The organism is Streptomyces sp. NPDC059679, assembly GCF_042734105.1.
Lineage (GTDB): Bacteria > Actinomycetota > Actinomycetes > Streptomycetales > Streptomycetaceae > Streptomyces.
In genome coordinates this window covers 98,318-114,280 of record NZ_JBHWES010000037.1, presented here as the reverse complement: position 1 = coordinate 114,280, position 15,963 = coordinate 98,318, and the positions used below count along the sequence as shown (strand labels likewise).

At 71.1% G+C, this 15,963-nt stretch carries 20 protein-coding genes; 14 read left to right on the top strand and 6 right to left on the bottom strand.

Annotation, left to right across the window (positions count from 1 at the left end; genetic code table 11):
• Nucleotides 1-148: 148 nt before the first annotated feature.
• Entirely contained in the window at nt 149-664 is a 516-nt protein-coding gene (locus ACFV2X_RS32535; protein ID WP_385623399.1) for a MarR family winged helix-turn-helix transcriptional regulator, read from the bottom strand.
• 130 nt (nt 665-794) lie between these two features.
• Here ACFV2X_RS32535 and ACFV2X_RS32530 point away from each other — a divergent pair, with 130 nt between their 5' ends.
• Together ACFV2X_RS32530 and ACFV2X_RS32525 are read left to right on the top strand one after the other, a co-directional pair.
• Entirely contained in the window at nt 795-1,334 is a 540-nt protein-coding gene (locus tag ACFV2X_RS32530; protein WP_358701159.1) for a YceI family protein, read from the top strand.
• Nucleotides 1,335-1,395: 61 nt separating this feature from the next.
• Entirely contained in the window at nt 1,396-2,397 is a 1,002-nt protein-coding gene (locus ACFV2X_RS32525) for an ADP-ribosylglycohydrolase family protein (RefSeq protein WP_385623397.1), read from the top strand.
• A gap of 61 nt (nt 2,398-2,458) precedes the next feature.
• Here ACFV2X_RS32525 and ACFV2X_RS32520 read toward each other — a convergent pair whose 3' ends face one another.
• On the bottom strand, nt 2,459-3,166 hold the full coding sequence (locus ACFV2X_RS32520; protein ID WP_385623395.1) for a hypothetical protein: 708 nt from the start codon (nt 3,164-3,166) through the stop codon (nt 2,459-2,461).
• A gap of 433 nt (nt 3,167-3,599) precedes the next feature.
• Here ACFV2X_RS32520 and ACFV2X_RS32515 point away from each other — a divergent pair, with 433 nt between their 5' ends.
• The 6 genes from ACFV2X_RS32515 (at nt 3,600) to ACFV2X_RS32490 (ending at nt 8,075) form a co-directional block, all read left to right on the top strand.
• Complete coding sequence (locus ACFV2X_RS32515) at nt 3,600-4,124, top strand: RNA polymerase sigma factor (protein WP_385623393.1); 525 nt, start codon at nt 3,600-3,602, stop codon at nt 4,122-4,124.
• Entirely contained in the window at nt 4,121-4,738 is a 618-nt protein-coding gene (locus ACFV2X_RS32510; protein ID WP_385623391.1) for a hypothetical protein, read from the top strand. Before ACFV2X_RS32515 ends, ACFV2X_RS32510 begins: the two co-directional genes overlap by 4 nt.
• 53 nt (nt 4,739-4,791) lie before the next feature.
• Nucleotides 4,792-5,616 (top strand): MerR family transcriptional regulator, encoded by an 825-nt coding sequence (locus ACFV2X_RS32505; protein ID WP_385623388.1) that lies wholly within the window; start codon nt 4,792-4,794, stop codon nt 5,614-5,616.
• Entirely contained in the window at nt 5,613-6,176 is a 564-nt protein-coding gene (locus tag ACFV2X_RS32500; RefSeq protein WP_385623385.1) for a GyrI-like domain-containing protein, read from the top strand. Before ACFV2X_RS32505 ends, ACFV2X_RS32500 begins: the two co-directional genes overlap by 4 nt.
• Nucleotides 6,177-6,213: 37 nt before the next feature.
• Nucleotides 6,214-6,726, top strand: a complete 513-nt coding sequence (locus tag ACFV2X_RS32495; RefSeq protein ID WP_385623382.1) for a GNAT family N-acetyltransferase — start codon at nt 6,214-6,216, stop codon at nt 6,724-6,726.
• 134 nt (nt 6,727-6,860) lie between these two features.
• On the top strand, nt 6,861-8,075 hold the full coding sequence (locus ACFV2X_RS32490; RefSeq protein ID WP_385623379.1) for an MFS transporter: 1,215 nt from the start codon (nt 6,861-6,863) through the stop codon (nt 8,073-8,075).
• A 49-nt stretch (nt 8,076-8,124) separates the two neighbouring features.
• On the opposite strand, the gene ACFV2X_RS32485 is transcribed toward ACFV2X_RS32490, so the two are convergent.
• Nucleotides 8,125-8,886: a thioesterase II family protein gene (locus tag ACFV2X_RS32485; RefSeq protein ID WP_385623376.1), complete on the bottom strand. Its 762-nt coding sequence runs from the start codon at nt 8,884-8,886 to the stop codon at nt 8,125-8,127.
• Between the two features lie 230 nt (nt 8,887-9,116).
• On the opposite strand from ACFV2X_RS32485, the gene ACFV2X_RS32480 reads away from it, so the two are divergent.
• Entirely contained in the window at nt 9,117-9,398 is a 282-nt protein-coding gene (locus tag ACFV2X_RS32480; protein ID WP_385623373.1) for a hypothetical protein, read from the top strand.
• A gap of 118 nt (nt 9,399-9,516) precedes the next feature.
• On the opposite strand, the gene ACFV2X_RS32475 is transcribed toward ACFV2X_RS32480, so the two are convergent.
• On the bottom strand, nt 9,517-11,841 hold the full coding sequence (locus tag ACFV2X_RS32475) for an MFS transporter (protein WP_385623370.1): 2,325 nt from the start codon (nt 11,839-11,841) through the stop codon (nt 9,517-9,519).
• 184 nt (nt 11,842-12,025) lie between these two features.
• Here ACFV2X_RS32475 and ACFV2X_RS32470 point away from each other — a divergent pair, with 184 nt between their 5' ends.
• The 5 genes from ACFV2X_RS32470 to ACFV2X_RS32450 all read left to right on the top strand — a co-directional run bounded on the left by ACFV2X_RS32470 (nt 12,026) and on the right by ACFV2X_RS32450 (nt 15,221).
• Nucleotides 12,026-12,553, top strand: coding sequence for a MarR family winged helix-turn-helix transcriptional regulator (locus tag ACFV2X_RS32470; RefSeq protein WP_385623369.1), 528 nt, complete (start codon nt 12,026-12,028; stop codon nt 12,551-12,553).
• A 319-nt stretch (nt 12,554-12,872) separates the two neighbouring features.
• Nucleotides 12,873-13,286, top strand: a complete 414-nt coding sequence (locus ACFV2X_RS32465) for a helix-turn-helix domain-containing protein (RefSeq protein WP_385623368.1) — start codon at nt 12,873-12,875, stop codon at nt 13,284-13,286.
• Nucleotides 13,287-13,312: 26 nt separating this feature from the next.
• On the top strand, nt 13,313-14,176 hold the full coding sequence (locus ACFV2X_RS32460) for an RNA-guided endonuclease InsQ/TnpB family protein (protein ID WP_385623365.1): 864 nt from the start codon (nt 13,313-13,315) through the stop codon (nt 14,174-14,176).
• Between the two features lie 147 nt (nt 14,177-14,323).
• Entirely contained in the window at nt 14,324-14,713 is a 390-nt protein-coding gene (locus ACFV2X_RS32455; RefSeq protein ID WP_385623364.1) for a DUF427 domain-containing protein, read from the top strand.
• Between the two features lie 46 nt (nt 14,714-14,759).
• On the top strand, nt 14,760-15,221 hold the full coding sequence (locus ACFV2X_RS32450) for a hypothetical protein (RefSeq protein WP_385623361.1): 462 nt from the start codon (nt 14,760-14,762) through the stop codon (nt 15,219-15,221).
• 45 nt (nt 15,222-15,266) lie between these two features.
• Here ACFV2X_RS32450 and ACFV2X_RS32445 read toward each other — a convergent pair whose 3' ends face one another.
• Nucleotides 15,267-15,647, bottom strand: a complete 381-nt coding sequence (locus tag ACFV2X_RS32445) for a peptidase inhibitor family I36 protein (RefSeq protein ID WP_385623415.1) — start codon at nt 15,645-15,647, stop codon at nt 15,267-15,269.
• 67 nt (nt 15,648-15,714) lie between these two features.
• Nucleotides 15,715-15,939 carry a hypothetical protein gene (locus tag ACFV2X_RS32440; RefSeq protein ID WP_385623360.1) on the bottom strand — a complete coding sequence of 75 codons (225 nt, stop codon included), beginning with the start codon at nt 15,937-15,939 and terminating at the stop codon, nt 15,715-15,717.
• Between the last annotated feature and the right edge of the window lie 24 nt (nt 15,940-15,963).

Below are 15,963 nucleotides of genomic sequence, written 5' to 3'. Positions count from 1 at the left end.
TGGGGGGCTCTTGCTCCCCCCCCCCCCCCGGGTGGCGGGGGGGGGGCGCCCCCCCCAACCCCACCGCGAGGTCACTGGTTAAAGCGCAGAAGGCCGAGCGTCTGAGGGCGGCGGACTGAGGGTCGACGGCTTGGTGTGCTGGCCCCGTTCAGCCGCAGTCGCGCCGGGGCCCAGGGGCGGGGTCGACCGCGCCGACCCCGTCCACGAGCGAGCCGAAGCTCTGCGCGCCCAGCGGCCCGACGACGCGCTTGCGCAGGGCGTCGGCCAGGGTGAGGGCGGCGGTGACGGCGGTGGTCAGGCCCGGCTCGGTCAGCCGGGCGAGGATGACCCGGCGGTCGCACGGCGAGGGGTGGCGCTCGAGCAGCCCGGCCTCGGCCAGCCGGTCGGCGACCTTGGTGGTGCCGGCCGTGGTGAAGCCGAGGGTGGCGGCGAGCTGGTTCATCGGCGCGGCGTTCTCAGGGGCGGTGAGCAGGAACCACAGCACCTGGAACGACGACGGCGCCAGGCCGGTCTTCGTCTCGACGTCGTCCAGGAGCTGATCGGTGAGCCGGCGCATCCCCGACTGCAGGACGTCCCACTGCTGGAGCAGCGCGTGATCCTCCGAGGTGGGGCACCGGGAGCCGTCCCCTTCGCCCACGTGGGCCGTCTCCGGGCATTCCGCCACGTCTCGCACCCCTCTCGCGCTGTCGACCGGTCTTGTCCAGGGTATCAACGCCAGCTATTGTCTAACTGGCTATTTAATATCTGGCTACTTAAATATCCTGCCCTGACCTGCCCATACGAAAGGCCCTGTCATGCCCGAACCCGCTGCCACCACGCCCCTCCCCGCCGTCCAGCCAGGCGCCTGGGTCCTCGACCCGGCACGCACGCGGGTCCGCCTCCAGCACAAGACCATGTGGGGGATGGTCACGGTGAAGGGCGGCTTCACCAGCGTCGACGGCGAGGGCGAGGTCCTGCCCGACGGCTCCGCGAGCGGCACCCTGACCATCGACGCGGCCTCCGTGGACACGGGCCACGCCAAGCGCGACGCCCATCTGCGCAGCGCGGACTTCTTCGACACCGACCGCCACGCCACCCTCGTCTTCACCGCCCACCGCGCCACCCCCGACCCCCGGGGCGCGGTGGAGATCGCCGGCGAGCTGACGGTCCGCGGCACCACCCGCCCGCTGGCCTTCACCGCCACCGCACCGGGCGCCACCGCGGACGGGGTCACCCTGACCGCCGAACTGTCCGTCGACCCGGCCGACTTCGGGCTCACCTGGAACAAGCTCGGCATGATGAAGGGCCAGACCGCGATCACGGTCGAGGCCCACTTCATCCGCGGACGCGCGTAAGGGACGAACAGCGCGGCGTGCCGAAAAACCGCGGTGCGGCGAACATCCCCCCACTGGCACGATGCGCACCATGACCGCGACCCCAACTCCGAACCCGTCGGCCGCCCGCCGCAGCATCGAGGCCCTGGCCCTCGGCGACGCCTTCGGCGAACGCTGGTTCCCGCTCTTCCGCGACCGGCGGCGGGCGTACGAGGAGATCCGGGCGAGGGCGGTCCCGGAGGAGTCGCCGTGGCCGTGGACGGACGATACGGCGATGGCGCTCGGCGTACTGAGCGTGCTGCACGACCACGGGAAGATCGACCAACCGCGGCTGGCGCAAACCCTGGCCGACACCTTCCTGTCCGACCCCGGGCGCGGCTACGGCAGCGGCATGCATGAACTCCTGCCGTCACTCGCCGCCGCCCCCACCTCCTGGCCGTCCGCCACCCGCGCCCTGTTCGGCGGCGAGGGCAGCCTCGGCAACGGCGCGGCGATGCGGGTCGCGCCGCTGGGCGCGTGGTTCGGCGCGGACCCGGACCGCGCCGCCGAACAGGCCCGCCGCTCGGCCGAGGTCACCCACGCCCACCCGCAGGGCATCGCCGGCGCGGTCGCGGTCGCGGTAGCGGCGTCCCTCACCGCCGGCCAAGTCCAGACCCCTGAACGGGCTCCGGACCCGACTCCGGACGGCAGCGCCTCGACCCCGGAACCGGCCCTCGAACCGACTCCGGATCTCCTCGCCCGGGTCGCGGACCGCACCCCGCCGGGCCCGGTCCGCGACGGCCTGATCCACGCCATCGCCCTGCCGCCCACCACCACCCCGCGCCACGCCGCCGACCTCCTCGGCAGCGGCCGCCGCATCCGGGCCGACGACACGGTCCCCTTCGCCCTCTGGTGCGCCGCCCGCCACCAGGACGACCTGATCGCCGCCCTGTGGGCCACGGCGGAGGGCCTGGGCGACGTCGACACCACCTGCGCGATCGTGGGCGGCGTCGTAGGAGCGGGCACGGGCGTATCCGCCGCGGTCCCGGCCGCCTGGCTGGGACGGCGGGAGCCGCTGCCCGCGTGGGTGGCGGCGCTGTCCTGACACCCGGACCGGCGCCCGCGCGCACATCAGGGGTGGCCGATGACGGCTCCCGCCATGGGGCTTACGGGATGGACAGGGGCTTCCCGCCCAGGCCGCCCAAGCCGTCCAGCAGCCCGCCCCCACTGCCCAGCTTGCCCAGGCCGGGCAGCTTGTTCAGGGTGTCCAGCTTGTCCAGCTTCAGCGGGGCGAGCGGGGACTCCCCTTGGGGCTGCGCGAGCGGATCGTCGTCCTTGAGGTCGAACTGGGCCCAGGCCCTGTCGGTCATTCTCGCGTCGTTGGGGCTGGCGTCCGCCTGGTTGAGAAGCTCGACCGTCTGCTGCAGCGGGCGGCCGGGCGCGACGGAGAGGTCCCTGTCGACCTCGCCCTTCTTGCCCATCGTCTGCTCGGAGTCGCCCTGGTACAGAACACCGCGCACATGGATGTTGACCTGGTTTCCGCTGGGGGAGGCCAAGTTGGAATTCTGGGCCGGGCCCGTGTACCGGTAGGTGACGAACCACTCGATGCGCATCGTGTTGTTGCAGCGGTCGACGTACTGCCTCTCCAGGGGCGGAGTGTCCAGGACGAGCGTGATGTCGACGGGGTGGTCCATACGGGGACAGTCGACGTAACTGCCCGCGCCCTTGTAGTCGGCCGACCACAGGCTGACCGTCCCGGTCACCCGCTCGGGGCCGGCGGCCGGGGACGGTGCCGCTGAGGCAGAGCCGAGTGTCGTGGGGGAGAGGCCGATCAGGGCGGCGGCGCAGGCGGTAAGCAGACGCGGTCGACGCACGGTGAACTCCGATCACTCCGACGTCAGGAGAACCACTTTGAGCGATTCACGGTGGAGCGGATCGCTGTACGCGGCGGGAGTGCGCCGGATTCACCCGATTGCGGGGGCGGCCTCCGCGTCGCCCCCCCCAGCGCCCCCAGCGCCCGCAACTCCGTATCGCCGGTGGCGTCGGCTTGACGGGGCAGCCGTTCGAGGGTGTCACCGTTTTCGCGGACCAGGGGCCGGGCGAGGCCCTGGCCCGGATAGCGAGGGGACCTGTATGCGCAGTGGTTCGACGGCCTGCTGGGGCTGCCGGTGAGCTGGTCGGTCGCGTTCGGGATCGCCATGCTGGGCGGGGCCGCCGTGCTCGCGCTGATCGCCGGGTACGAGCGGATCCCCGCGAGGATGTCGGCGGCCCGGTAAGGATGCCGGGCGCGCGAGACATATAGGGGGCGTGAAGACGATTCAAACGGGGGACGGGCGTGGGCGCTCGGCGCGGTTCACCAAGGTGTACGCGCGCGAGCACCCGCGCATCGTCGCCTTTGTGCACCGGAGGGTGGGCGACCGCGGCGCGGCCGAGGAGCTTGCGGCGGAGGTGTTCCGTATCGCTTGGGAGCACACCCTCGAGGACAGGGGCGAGATCGCGGCCGGCTGGCTGTTCGTCACCGCCCGCAATCTCGTACGCAACCACTACCGCGCCGAGGCCCGCCTGAGCGAGCTGCACCGGCGCATCGCCGAGGAGCAGGGCCGTACGGCGGCCACCGGCCAGGACTCGGCGGTGCTCGACACGCTCGACCGACTGCCCGCCCACCACCGCGAGGTGCTGGTGCTGAGCTACTGGGACGGGCTGAGCGCGGCCGAGGCCGGGGCCGTTCTGGGGTGTGGCGCACCGGCCGTGTGGGTGCGGCTGCACCGTGCGCGCAAGGCGTTTCGCGACATTTACCGGGCCCCGGCCCCCTCGCCCTTGGAGTCGGCATGATCCGTGTGAAGTCCCTGATGCAGCAGGCGAATCCGGTCCCGGAGACGGCGCCTCAAGAGCCCGTGAGGCCGCCCGTAAGGCGTATTCGTCGGCGGGGGCTGGTCCTGAGCGGGGCCGTGGCCGCCCTCGCGGTCGCCGTCGCCGTCGTGGTCACCCTCGTCACCGTGTACGGCTCGCAGGGCGGTGGCTCCGGTGGCCGCCCGGTCGAACCCCCCGCCGCCGACGAGCCGTACTACATGACCACCGGGGACCTGGAGCGGCACGCCGATGTGATCGTCCGCGCGCGCGTCGCCGCCACCCGTGAGACCGACGAGGACGGGGTCCCGGAGACCACCGCCACGGTGAGCGTGGTGGCGACGGGGAAGGGCAAGGTGCCCGGCCGCACGATCCAGGTGTCGTACACCAGCCCCGCGGGCAACGTGCTGCCCTCCGGGCCCGAACTCACCGTCCGGCACGAGTACGTCCTGCTGCTGGACCACACGGACGGGAGGTACTTCCCGGTGAACACCACCCAGGGCTACTACGGAATCGAGGCCGGCCACGCCAAGGCCGGGCCGGACAACCACGTGGCCCTCAGCGACGGCGTGCTCAAGGCGCTGCGCCTGACCCGCTGACGGAGGGCGGGCGGCTGGACTCTCCCCCCGTGGGAGAGGCCATGCTGGGGCGCGTGAACGACGACGACCCCCTGTCCATCGGCCAGTTCGCCCGTGTCGTACGGCTCAGCGTCAAACAGCTGCGCCACTACGCCGAACTCGGCCTGCTGCCACCCGCCTGGGTGGATCCCGACACCGGATACCGCTACTACCGTGCGGATCAGGCGCGGGACGCCATGTCCATCGGCCTGTTGCGCTCGCTGGACGTGCCGCTGGCCGCCATCAAGGACGTGCTCTCCGGGCAGGACCCCGCCCGCGCCCTGGGCGACGTACGCGACCGGCTGGACGACGAGCTCGCCCGGCGCCGCCGGTCCCTCGCCGCCCTGGAGCGCATCCTGGCCAGCGGTCTGCCCACCGCCGAGGTGACCCTGCGGCGGGAGGAGCCGCAGCGGGTGGCCGTCGTCCGCGATGTGGCCGACTCGCCCGAGGACATCGGGCGGGTCACGGGGGCGTGTGTGGGCAGGCTGCTGGCGCTGCTGGCGGCTGGGGAGCACGGGAAACCAGAGGAGGGGGCAGACGGGCTTCGGCTGGTCGGGCTCTTCCCCGTCGACCTGGGCGAGTACATCCCCATCACCATCACGGCCGCGCTCCCGGAGGGCCGCCCGGCCCCGCCGGGCACCACGGCGGACCTGCTCCCCGGCGGCACGTTCGCCTGTGCGACCCACACGGGCCCGTACGACCAGATCTCTCTCACCGGCCACGCGCTGGTGGCCTGGTGCGTCGAACGCGGCCATACGCCCACCGGGCCCATCCGGGAGCTCTACCTCAACGACCCCGCCGTCACGGCCCCCGACCAGCTGGTCACCCAGCTGCTGATCCCCCTGGAGGAGACACCGTGAACGACCTGGACGCCTGGTACACCGCCGCCGACAAGCCCGAGCTCGTGACGTTCGGGCCGGTCCACGGCCTGGGGGTGACCGGGCAGGGCGAACCGGGCGGGGAGGAGTACGGCATCTGCGTCTCGGCCCTGTACGCCGTCGCCGGCGCGCTGCCCTCGCCCCACGCGGCGCCGTTGGAGGGCCGCTGGTGGGTGGAGGACCCGCGCCCGTATCTGGAGGTGCCGCGCGACCAGTGGCGCTGGCACCTGTTCCTGCGGCTGCCGGACGACCTGGACCCGGCCGCGGCCGACCGGGCGCGCGAGGACGCCCGGCCGTCGGGCCTCGCGGTGGACCGGGTGCAGTTGGCCACCTTCACCGAGGGGCGGTGCGTGCAGCTGACCCACCATGGCCACTACGCCGACGAGCCCGTCTCTTTGGCCCTGCTGGACGAGTACATGACCGAGCAGGGCCTGGAGCGGGCAGGGTTGCACCACGAGATCTACCTCTCCGACGTCCGCGAGAGCGATCCGGCGAAGATGCATACGATTCTGCGGCAGCCGGTGCGCCCGGTGCGTAGCTGATGGGCGCGTAGCTGATGGGCGCGTGGATGATGGGCGCGTGCGGATAAGACTGAGCACCATCGAAGAGCTTCCCGTCCTCCAGGACATCGAGCGGGCCGCGGGCCTGTGCTTCCGGGACATCGGCATGGACGAGATCGCCGACGACGAGCCGCTGAGCCTGGACGAGCTGGGGACGTACCAGCGCGCCGGGCGGGCCTGGGTCGCGGCTAACGGCGAGAACCGGGCCGTGGCGTATCTGATCACCGACCCGGTGGACGGGAACATGCATATTGAGCAGGTCTCCGTGCACCCCGACAGCGCGCGGCGCGGCGTGGGCCGGGCGCTGATCGAGCATGCGGCGGGGCGGGCGGCGGCCGAGGGGGCGTCGGCGCTGACGCTGACCACGTTCGTCGATGTGGCGTGGAACGCCCCGTACTACGCGGCGCGGTGCGGGTTCCGGACCCTGAGGGAGGACGAACTGACCCCCGGACTCCGGGAGATCCGGCAGAGCGAGGCGGCGCACGGTCTTGACCGGTGGCCGCGGGTCTGCATGCGGCGCGAGGTGGGCTGACGGTTCCCGGCTGAGGCTGAGGCTGAGGGCTGAGGCTGAGGGCTGAGTGGGGGGTTGAGAGGGCTGAGGGCTGCTCATCGAAGCCTGAGGGGAACGCCGTTGTTCCCGGCCGATCCGGGCTGTTCGCTTGAGACATGTCCAATACCACGGAACTCACCACCCCGGCAGGCAAATCCGGGTCCGGGGCCGGATCCGTGCGCTCGCCGCTCGGAAACTGGCTCGCCGTCGCCGCCGTGGCGGTCGGCACCTTCGCGGTCGTCACCACCGAGATGCTGCCGGTCGGCCTGCTCACCTCGGTCGGCTCCGCGCTCGGGGTCTCGGCCGGTACGGCCGGCCTGGCCATGACCGTGCCCGGCCTTGTCGCCGCCGTCGCGGCGCCCCTGCTGGCCGCCACCGCCGGCGGGCTCGACCGGCGGCTGCTGCTCATCGGCCTGATGGGGCTGCTGGCCGCCGCCAACCTGCTGTCGGCGCTCGCGCCCGGCTTCGCCGTTCTGCTGTTCGCCCGGATTCTGGTGGGGGTGAGCATCGGCGGCGTGTGGTCCATCGCGGCCGGGCTGGCGGCCAGACTGGTGCCGGAGAAGTCCGTCGGCCACGCCACGTCGGTCGTCTTCAGCGGCATCGCGGTGGCGTCGGTCGTGGGCGTGCCGGTCGGGACGCTCATCGGCGATGTGGTGCACTGGCGCGCCGCGTTCGCGGTGGTGGGGGCGCTCTCGCTGGCCGTAGCGGCCGCGCTGGCCGTTACGCTGCCGCCGCTGCCCGCCGACCGCGCGATCCGGCTGAGCGAGGTGCCCGGCCTGTTCCGCAACGCCCGGCTGCGCACCGGCCTGATCACGACCCTGCTGCTGGTGACCGGGCACTTCGGCGCGTACACCTACGTACGCCCGGTGCTGGAGGAGAGCTCGGCGGTCGGGGCGGGGCTGATCAGCACGCTGCTGCTCGCGTACGGCGTGGCGGGCATCGCCGGGAACTTCCTGGCCGGCGCCACCGCCCACCGCGATCCGCGCCGCACCCTCATGGTCATCTTCGCCCTGCTCGCGGCCGCGGTGCTGCTGATGCCGGTGGCCGGCGGGACGACGCCGGGGGCCACGGTGCTGCTGATGCTGTGGGGACTGGCGTACGGAGGGGTGTCGGTCACCTCGCAGACGTGGGTGCTCCAGGCGGTGCCGGAGCCGGAGGCGCGGGAGGCGGCCTCGGCCCTGTTCGTCGGGGTGTTCAACGTGGCGATATCCCTGGGCGCGCTGCTCGGCGGGCGGGCGGCGGACGGGATCGCGGTGTCGAGTGTGATGTGGTTCGGGGGCGCGCTCGCGGTACTGGCCCTGGTGAATGTCGCGGTCGCAAATCGGCGCTGAAAGGGAGGCCCGGGGCACGACGGTGCCCCGGGCCCGGGAATCGTCATGCTCAGGAGCGGGTGACCGGCAGCAGCCGCTCCGAGATGATTTTGAGGACCTGAGGCACATGGTCATTGAGGAAGAAGTGCCCGCCGCTGAGCACGGTGAGATCCATCTCCGCGGTGGTGTGCTTCTCCCAGTCGCGCACTTCGTCGACCGACGCCCTCGGGTCGGCATCCCCCGTCAGCGCGGTGATCGGGCAGCTGATCCGCCGCCCCGGCTCGCAGCGGTACGACTCGATGGCCCGGTAGTCGCCGCGGATCGCCGGGAGCGCCATCCGCAGCAACTCCTCGTTCTCCAGCACCTCGCCGTTCGTGCCGTTCAGCATGCGCAGCTCTTCCAGCACCCCCGCGTCGTCCCGCTGATGCACGGACTCCTCCCGGACCCGGGACGGCGCCCGCCGCCCGGAGACGAACAGCCGGACGGGCATCACCTTCCGCTTCTCCAGCCGCAGCGCCACCTCGTACGACAGCGTGGCGCCCATGCTGTGGCCGAACAGCGCGAGCGGCTTGTCGTCCAGCCCCTCCAGCGCCCCGACGACGGCGTCGGCGAGCTTGCCGATGTCGTCGATGCAGGGCTCACGGTGCCGGTCCTGGCGCCCGGGGTACTGGATGGCGAGCACCTCGATCGAGGGCGCCAGCGCCTTCGCCACCGGGAAGAAGTAGCTGGCCGACCCGCCGGCGTACGGCAGGCACACCAGCCGTAACGCGCTGTCCGGGGACTTCTCGTACCGCCTGATCCACGCCTCGGCATCCGCAGCGATGCTCGTCATCGTCGTGCTTCCTTCCTCTACCCCTGCCGGTTCCTGGGGAAGGTGCGGTCCCGGCCCGTCGTCAACATCCTTTCGTCAATACCCTTGCACAGACCCCTGTTTCCGAGCTTGCGTCGGCCAAGGGTCTAGGTGCTGCCCCAATGGTCCTGGTGGTGTGCCGGAAGATCGGTGAAGACCAGGTCGGCAGGTGAGACCCTGATACCAGGGGGCTCGTCCTTCCGGAGTGTCCGATGGCAGTGAGCATGCACGTGGTCTGGAGCACGGCCGAGCCGGGGCGCGTCATCTACGAGACGCACGCGATCGAAACGATCACCGACGGCGAAGGCGTCCACGCGACGGTCAACAGCCACACCTATGAGGTCCCCCTCCACAGCCGCGCCGAGGCGGAGACGATCGCGGAGGAGGACGGGTACGAGCTGTTCAGGAGGGGGGAGGCATGGGAGAGCCTCCCGGAGGAGGAGAGCCTTCCGGAGGAGGAGAGCCTTCCGGAGGAGGGCGCCATGGAGGAATAGGAGCATTCCAGGGGCGCGCGCTCGCCGCCGGCGCCCCCGCCCTGCTCCAGTACCGGGTTTGGTACCGGAGCAGGACCAGAGAGCAGGACTGGCTCTCTCAGCTGTGGCTCAGCAGGACTCAGCCGTGGCTCAGCAGGAAGTCGACGTTCCGCGCCTCGGAGCCCTCGGAGCCCTTGGCGCCGCCGAGCGTGACCGGCATGGTCGCCGGTGCGTAACCGCTGGCGACCACCGTGTAGTGCTCGTCGGTCAGCCCCTCGAAGTGGAACGCCCCGTCCGTGCCGGTTACACACTGCCCGACGACATCGCCCGCCGAGTCCAGCAGCGCCACCCGCGCGTCCTCCACCGGCCGCCCGCCCTGGGCGCGCACGGTGCCGCGGACCTTGGCGGCGGGGCGCAGCTCGGCGTCGATCCGCGGGGGCTGCCCGGTGCCGGTGATCTCCAACTGCGCGGCGTGCGGACGGTGGCCCTCGGCGCTGATGGTCAGCGTGTACGAGCCGGGGGTGAGCTCGGGCAGCGCGAAGTCGCCCTTCTCGTCGGCGGTGGCCGTGGCGGCGACCGCACCGTCGGGGCTGATCGCGATGGCCGTCGCCCCGGCCAGCGGCTCGCCGCCGAAGGTCCGTACGGTCCCGGTGGGCCCGCCGCCTCCGGCCAGCCGCACATCGCAGGTGACGGGGGCGTCGGAGAGCAGAAGCGTGGCCGCCTGCGGCTGGTGGCCAGGGGCCGAGCCGATCAGGACGAAGCTGCCGGCGTCGGGGGTGGCCAGGGAGTACCGGCCGTCGGGCCCGCTGACCGTACGGCCGAGCTGGCGGCCGGTGTTGTCGATGAGGGTGACGGCGGCACCCGCCAGCGGGACGTCGCCGGACCCGAGCACCCGGCCCTGGACACCGCCGCCGCCGGAAAGGGGCTCAGCGGCCGGGGCGGGCTCAGCGGCCTCGACCGTCGCCATGGGCTGGGCAGCTGCTGCGGGCTGGGCCGCCGGGGCCGCTTCCTGGTCGGCCGGTGCCTGGGCCGTCTGCGGCTGGCCCGTCACGGGCGTACGGCGCCGGTTGGGCAGGAACAGGGTGATCAGCAGACCCAGGGCGGCGGCCCCGCATGCGACGGCGAACGAGATCTTGAACCCGTCCGTGTTGGGCAGCGCGAGCCGCCCGAAGTTCGTGGTCTGGTGCGCGAGGATCACGCCGACCACCGCGCTGGAGGTGGACATGCCGATGGACCGCATGAGGGTGTTCAGCCCGTTCGCCGCGCCCGTCTCGGCGGCCGGTACGGCGCTGATGATCAGGGTCGGCATCGCCGAGTACGCGATCCCGACGCCGACGCCGAGCCCGGTCGAGAGCACGACGACCTGCCAGACGTGGTCCATCATCACGATGCCGCTGCCGTACGTGGCCCCGATCACGACCAGACCCAGGAGCAGCGAGACCTTCGGCCCGCTCGTGGCGTTGATCCGCGCGGACAGCGGCGAGACCAGCATCATCGCCACGCCCATCGGCGCGACGTACAGACCCGCCATGACCATGGACTGGCCGAGGCCGTAGCCGGTGGCCTTCGGCAGCTCCAGCAGCTGGGGGAGGATCAGCGACATCGCGTAGAAGGAGAACCCGACCATGATCGAGGCGAGGTTCGTCAGCAGCACCTGACGGCGCGCGGTGGTCCGCAGGTCCACCAGCGGCTCGGCGGTCCGCAGCTCCACGAACCCCCAGACCAGCAGGATCAGCGCGGACGCGCCGAACAGCCCGAGGGTGGTGCCGCTGGACCAGCCCCAGTCGCCGCCCTTGGTGATGGGCAGCAGCAGACAGACCAGACCGGCCGAGAGCCCGATCGCGCCGATGGCGTCGAAGCGGCTGGGGGTCCGTACGGTCGACTCGGGGACGACGATGAGCACGAGTGCGAGCGCGAGCACACCAAGCCCGGCGGCGCCGTAGAACAGCACATGCCAGTTGGTGTGCTGGGCGACGAACGCGGCGGCCGGGAGGCCGAAGGCGCCGCCGATGCCCAGCGACGAACTCATCAGGGCCATCGCGGAGCCCAGCTTCTTGGGCGGCAGCTCGTCACGCATGATGCTGATGCCGAGCGGTATCGCGCCCATCGCGCCGCCCTGGATGGTCCGGCCGATCACCATGACCACCAGGTCGGAGGTGACGGCACACACCAGCGAGCCGACGACCAGCAGCCCGAGGGCCACCACCAGCATCCTGCGCTTGCCGAACATATCGCCGAGCCGCCCCATGACAGGGGTGGACACGGCGCCCGCGAGGAGGGTGGCGGTGATCACCCAGGAGGCGTTGGAGCTGGAGGTGTGCAGCAGCTGCGGCAGCTCGGTCACCAGCGGGACGACCAGCGTCTGCATCACCGAGACGGCGATACCGCAGAACGCGAGCACGGCCACGAAGCCGCCGCCCACCTCACGCGGGAGCTGCTTCTGGCCGGGCGGCGCCGAGCTCAAGGGCTCGACGCGGGCTGCTGGAGCTGACGGGGACATACGGCTGCCGCCTCCGGGTGGGTGTGCTGGTGAATGACCGGATGACCTTCGATATGAAAGGCATAAGGAATGATGAGATGTGCATCCTACACACGATGTGTATCGTGCACATTTCCCGGGACGAGCGGCCGGGCGACGAGGAGGAAGCGTGCTGGAGAAGCTGGAACGCGAGCTGATGCTGGTCGCCAGGTGCAATCTGCTGACGCCGAGGGACCGTAAGGGCCAGGGCGGCCACCCGGGCAACCAATCCGGCCGGCCCAGTGAGCCCAGCCGGCCCGATCAGTGCTCGGGCACCCGCCTCGACCGCTCGGCGTACTTCCTCCTCTCCTTCCTGGACACCGAGGGCGCGTTGTCCATCGGCCAACTCGCCGACGCCTTGGGCCTCGATGTCTCGACCGTCAACCGGCAGACAGGCGCGCTGCTCCGCGCGGGCCTGCTCGAACGCATCCCCGACCCGAAGGGCGGCCTCGCCCGCAAACTGCGCGCCACCACCCTCGGCGCCGAGCGCCTGGCCGCCGACCGGGAGCGCCGCCGCGCGGGCCTGGCGCGGGTGCTGGCGAGCTGGACGCCCGAGGAGGTGAGGCGGTTCGAGGACGCGCTGACGCGGTTCAACCGCGAGGTGGAGGCGGACGAGGGACGTACGTGGCCACGCCCGGAGAACGCGCAGGAGGCGTAACCCGATGCGGGGACGGATGGTTCCAGGGGCGCTCTGGGGTCTCGGGGGTTGTTCACCCGCCGTACGCCCGTCGCTTGGGCACCCGTGGCCGCCCCTTGTACGGTCCTGTACCGGCCTGAAGGAGGGGACGTCCCGATGCCGAGCCTGGCCAAACCGCTTGCTTGTCCGCGTTCACGCTGTGAGGCGTGCGTCTCCATGAACGTCGACGGACATCTTGTGAGCTAGTTCGTCATGAAAACCAGATGAGCGCGGAAGAGAAGAGCGCAGTGTCTGCCGGTTCTGGTCGATCCATGCTCGGTCAGAAACCAACCGTCGTACGGTGATCGGCGTGAAGCTCCGGTACAACGTCCGTGTGTACCCGAGCGCATCTCAGTGCCGCGATCTGGCGAGGGCGTTCGAGTGTGCCCGTGTCGTGTGGAATGACGCCCTTCGTCTGTGCCTCGACGCCTATGGCAAGGGCCTGCCTCGTCCGAAGGCGGCCGAGTTGTCCAAGCGGGTTATCACCGAGGCGAAGAAGACGTCCGAGCGGGTCTGGCTCGGCGAGGTGTCAGCCGTAGTGCTTCAGCAGTCCCTGCGCGACCTGGAGAGTGCCTACAGCAACTTCTTCGCCTCGAAGAACGGCACCCGGCTCGGCCCTGCGATGGGGCCGCCGAAGACGAAGAAGAAGATCGCTCGGCAAGCGGTCCGGTTCACCGCGAACGCCCGCTGGTCCATCACCGAAGGCGGGAGCTGAGGCTGCCGAAGATCGGCGACTTCCAGGTGCGCTGGTCCCGTCGGCTGCCCTCCGAGCCGTCGTCGGTGACCATCATCAAGGATCCGTCCGGCAGGTACTTCGCCTCCTTCGTGGTGGAGGTGGAGGACAAGCCCTGGCCGGAGCTGGATGTGGAGGAGACGGATACGGGGATCGACCTGGGCCTGTCCTCCTATGCCGTGCTGCGTGGTCGGAAGATCGCCTCCCCGAAGTTCTTCCGTCGCCAGGAACGCAAGCTCAGGCGCGCGCAGCGTGCCCTGTCTCGTAAGCAGAAGGGGTCGAACAATCGGCGCAAGGCCCGGCAGGCCGTCGCCAGGGTCCATGCCCGCATCGCCGACCGGCGGCGCGACTTCATCGAGCAGGAGACCACCCGCATCGTCCGTGAGAGCCAAGCGGTCTATGTGGAGGACCTGAACGTGAAGGGCATGGCCACCCGGCGCGGCAGGCTAGGCAAGAGCGTCCACGACCAGTCCCTCGGCACCTTCGTCCGCACCCTCGAAGCCAAGTGTGAACGGTACGGGCGGGCGTTCGTCACGGTCGATCGGTGGTTTCCCTCCACCCAGCTGTGCTGCAACCCGAGGTGCGGACGCCTCACCGGCCCCAAGGGCCGCGAACAGCTCCACATCCGCACCTGGACCTGCAGGAAATGCGGCAGCCGCCACGACCGGGACGAGAACGCCGAGGCGAACATACGCGCCGCTGGACGGAAACGCGCCGCTGTGATGCGGCGCGAGGCGGAGCGTCGAAACGCCTGTGGAGAGCTCGTCAGACCCCGCACGCCGGGGCAGCGCTCGTCGAAGCAGGAACCCACCCGAAGCCCCACCTCTGCACGTGGCGGGGCAGGCGGGAATCACCCACGTTCACGTGGGTGAGGACGTCAAACGAACCCGATCTTCAACGAGGTGACAGGCTTAGGGGGAGAAGGCGGAATCGCCGGCCCGGGGTCTGCGTTGACGTACATGAGGAACCGTCCGGTACATGAGGAACCGCCCGGAACGCCAACCGCAGGAGGATCTCCCATGACGACCCAGCACCCCGGCACCGGCACCGGCAAAGGCACAGGCCACCGCGTGGAGGTGACCCGAGGCACCCAGCACGTCACGGTCACGATCGACGGCCGGGTCGTCGCGGAGTCGCGCCGCCCGCTGCTCCTCTCCGAGACCGGCCTGCCCGTCCGCTACTACCTGCCCCCGCAGGACGTGAACCTGTCCCTCTTCGAGCCGACCGATACGCACACCACCTGCCCGTTCAAGGGCGAGGCGGCGTACTGGACGTATCTGGGCACGGAGGGCGGCGGCGGCCCGCGGCCCGATGTGGTGTGGGCCTACCCGGACCCGCTCGACTCCGTGGCCGAGATCAAGGACCACCTGTCGTTCTACGACACCGTTGCCGACATCTCGGTGAAGTAGGCCGACTGAGAGAAACGGATGGCGCGACGGCGGGAACAGCTGTCGCGTGCACATCCACGCGTATTCCTGGCTGGGCGAGAAGGAGCTGTTCGACCGGGACGTACTCCGCCGCCTACCGGACCGCCCCAGGCCCCCGGTCACCGCGGAGGACCAGGAGCACCACCGCCAGCAGGTCGACGCCTTCAGACGCTCGGAGCTGCCCCCGACACAGACCGCACACTGGCTGCTCAAGGCCCCCCGCCTCATCCGGGAGACCTTCGAGGAGCCCAAGGACGCCGCCGCCTGGCTGGGCAGACAGCTCACCGAACACGCCCCGGGCTTCCACTCCCAGCAGGAGGCGGACACGGCCCGGCTGTCCCGCCTGGTCGCCACGGCGGCGGACACGCTGACGCACGGCGGCGACGTGTCCGTCGGCTTCTACGTGGGCCGCACGTCATTCCTGTCCCTGGCGCTGGTGACCTGCTCCCCGAACCGCGCCGCCCGGGGCGCCCCGTGCCCGCAAGGGTGACGCACGGGGCGCCGACTCAACCGCTAGCGGGCCTCTGGCAGGCCGCTAGCAGGCCGCGGACGACCCGACGAACTTGAACGAACGGATCGAGGTGTTCGCGCCGTAGCGGACATGGGGCAGCAGCTTCTGGTGCCTGCCCCGGTAGCGCGGCTCGGTGTAGATGCACACGTACTTACCCGTGTCATTCCACATCGACTTGATCTTCTTGTCCCAGTCGGCCGGGAGCGTGGCGTGGTTCGCCTTCGTGAGCCACACCTCGTTCCCCCCGCCGTCGTCCTTCTTGTACGAGCAGAAGTAGCCCTTCTGGCAGTACCACGCACTGGCCGACGCCGCCTCGGCCGTGGTGGCCGTGACCGTCCCCAACAGCACCGCGCCCGCCGCGACCGTCACCACCGACGCCAGCGCCGACCGCATTCCCCGTCGCATCACGAAGTTCCTCCTTCAGTTGTTACGAGAACTCGTGATCATGCGCACGACACCGTAGCAACGGCCGCTACCGCACCATGGGTTGGGTGGTGTCAGCAACGAGCGAGGCCCGTACGGGGTCGACGGTGACCGTCTGCGTCCCACGACTGTGATCCGCGTTCCCCTCCGTACGCAGCCCCGTACCGTCCACACTCCCGCAGACGACCACGGTCAGCGCGGCCACCGTGGTCAGGGCGACGGCGGTGATCTGCACGGCGTGGGCACGGCATTCGGCGAGGGTGAGGGGTCGCATGGCGGATCTCCTGAGGGGCGGGCG

Excerpts from the sequence above, each read along its gene's own strand:
- ACFV2X_RS32530 (WP_358701159.1), top strand. The coding sequence starts at position 795 with ATGCCCGAACCCGCTGCCACCACGCCCCTCCCCGCCGTCCAGCCAGGC.
- ACFV2X_RS32525 (WP_385623397.1), top strand. The coding sequence starts at position 1,396 with ATGCGCACCATGACCGCGACCCCAACTCCGAACCCGTCGGCCGCCCGC.
- ACFV2X_RS32510 (WP_385623391.1), top strand. The coding sequence starts at position 4,121 with ATGATCCGTGTGAAGTCCCTGATGCAGCAGGCGAATCCGGTCCCGGAG.
- ACFV2X_RS32490 (WP_385623379.1), top strand. The coding sequence starts at position 6,861 with ATGTCCAATACCACGGAACTCACCACCCCGGCAGGCAAATCCGGGTCC.
- ACFV2X_RS32485 (WP_385623376.1), bottom strand. The coding sequence starts at position 8,886 with ATGACGAGCATCGCTGCGGATGCCGAGGCGTGGATCAGGCGGTACGAG.
- ACFV2X_RS32480 (WP_385623373.1), top strand. The coding sequence starts at position 9,117 with ATGGCAGTGAGCATGCACGTGGTCTGGAGCACGGCCGAGCCGGGGCGC.
- ACFV2X_RS32455 (WP_385623364.1), top strand. The coding sequence starts at position 14,324 with ATGACGACCCAGCACCCCGGCACCGGCACCGGCAAAGGCACAGGCCAC.
- ACFV2X_RS32445 (WP_385623415.1), bottom strand. The coding sequence starts at position 15,647 with ATGCGACGGGGAATGCGGTCGGCGCTGGCGTCGGTGGTGACGGTCGCG.
- ACFV2X_RS32440 (WP_385623360.1), bottom strand. The coding sequence starts at position 15,939 with ATGCGACCCCTCACCCTCGCCGAATGCCGTGCCCACGCCGTGCAGATC.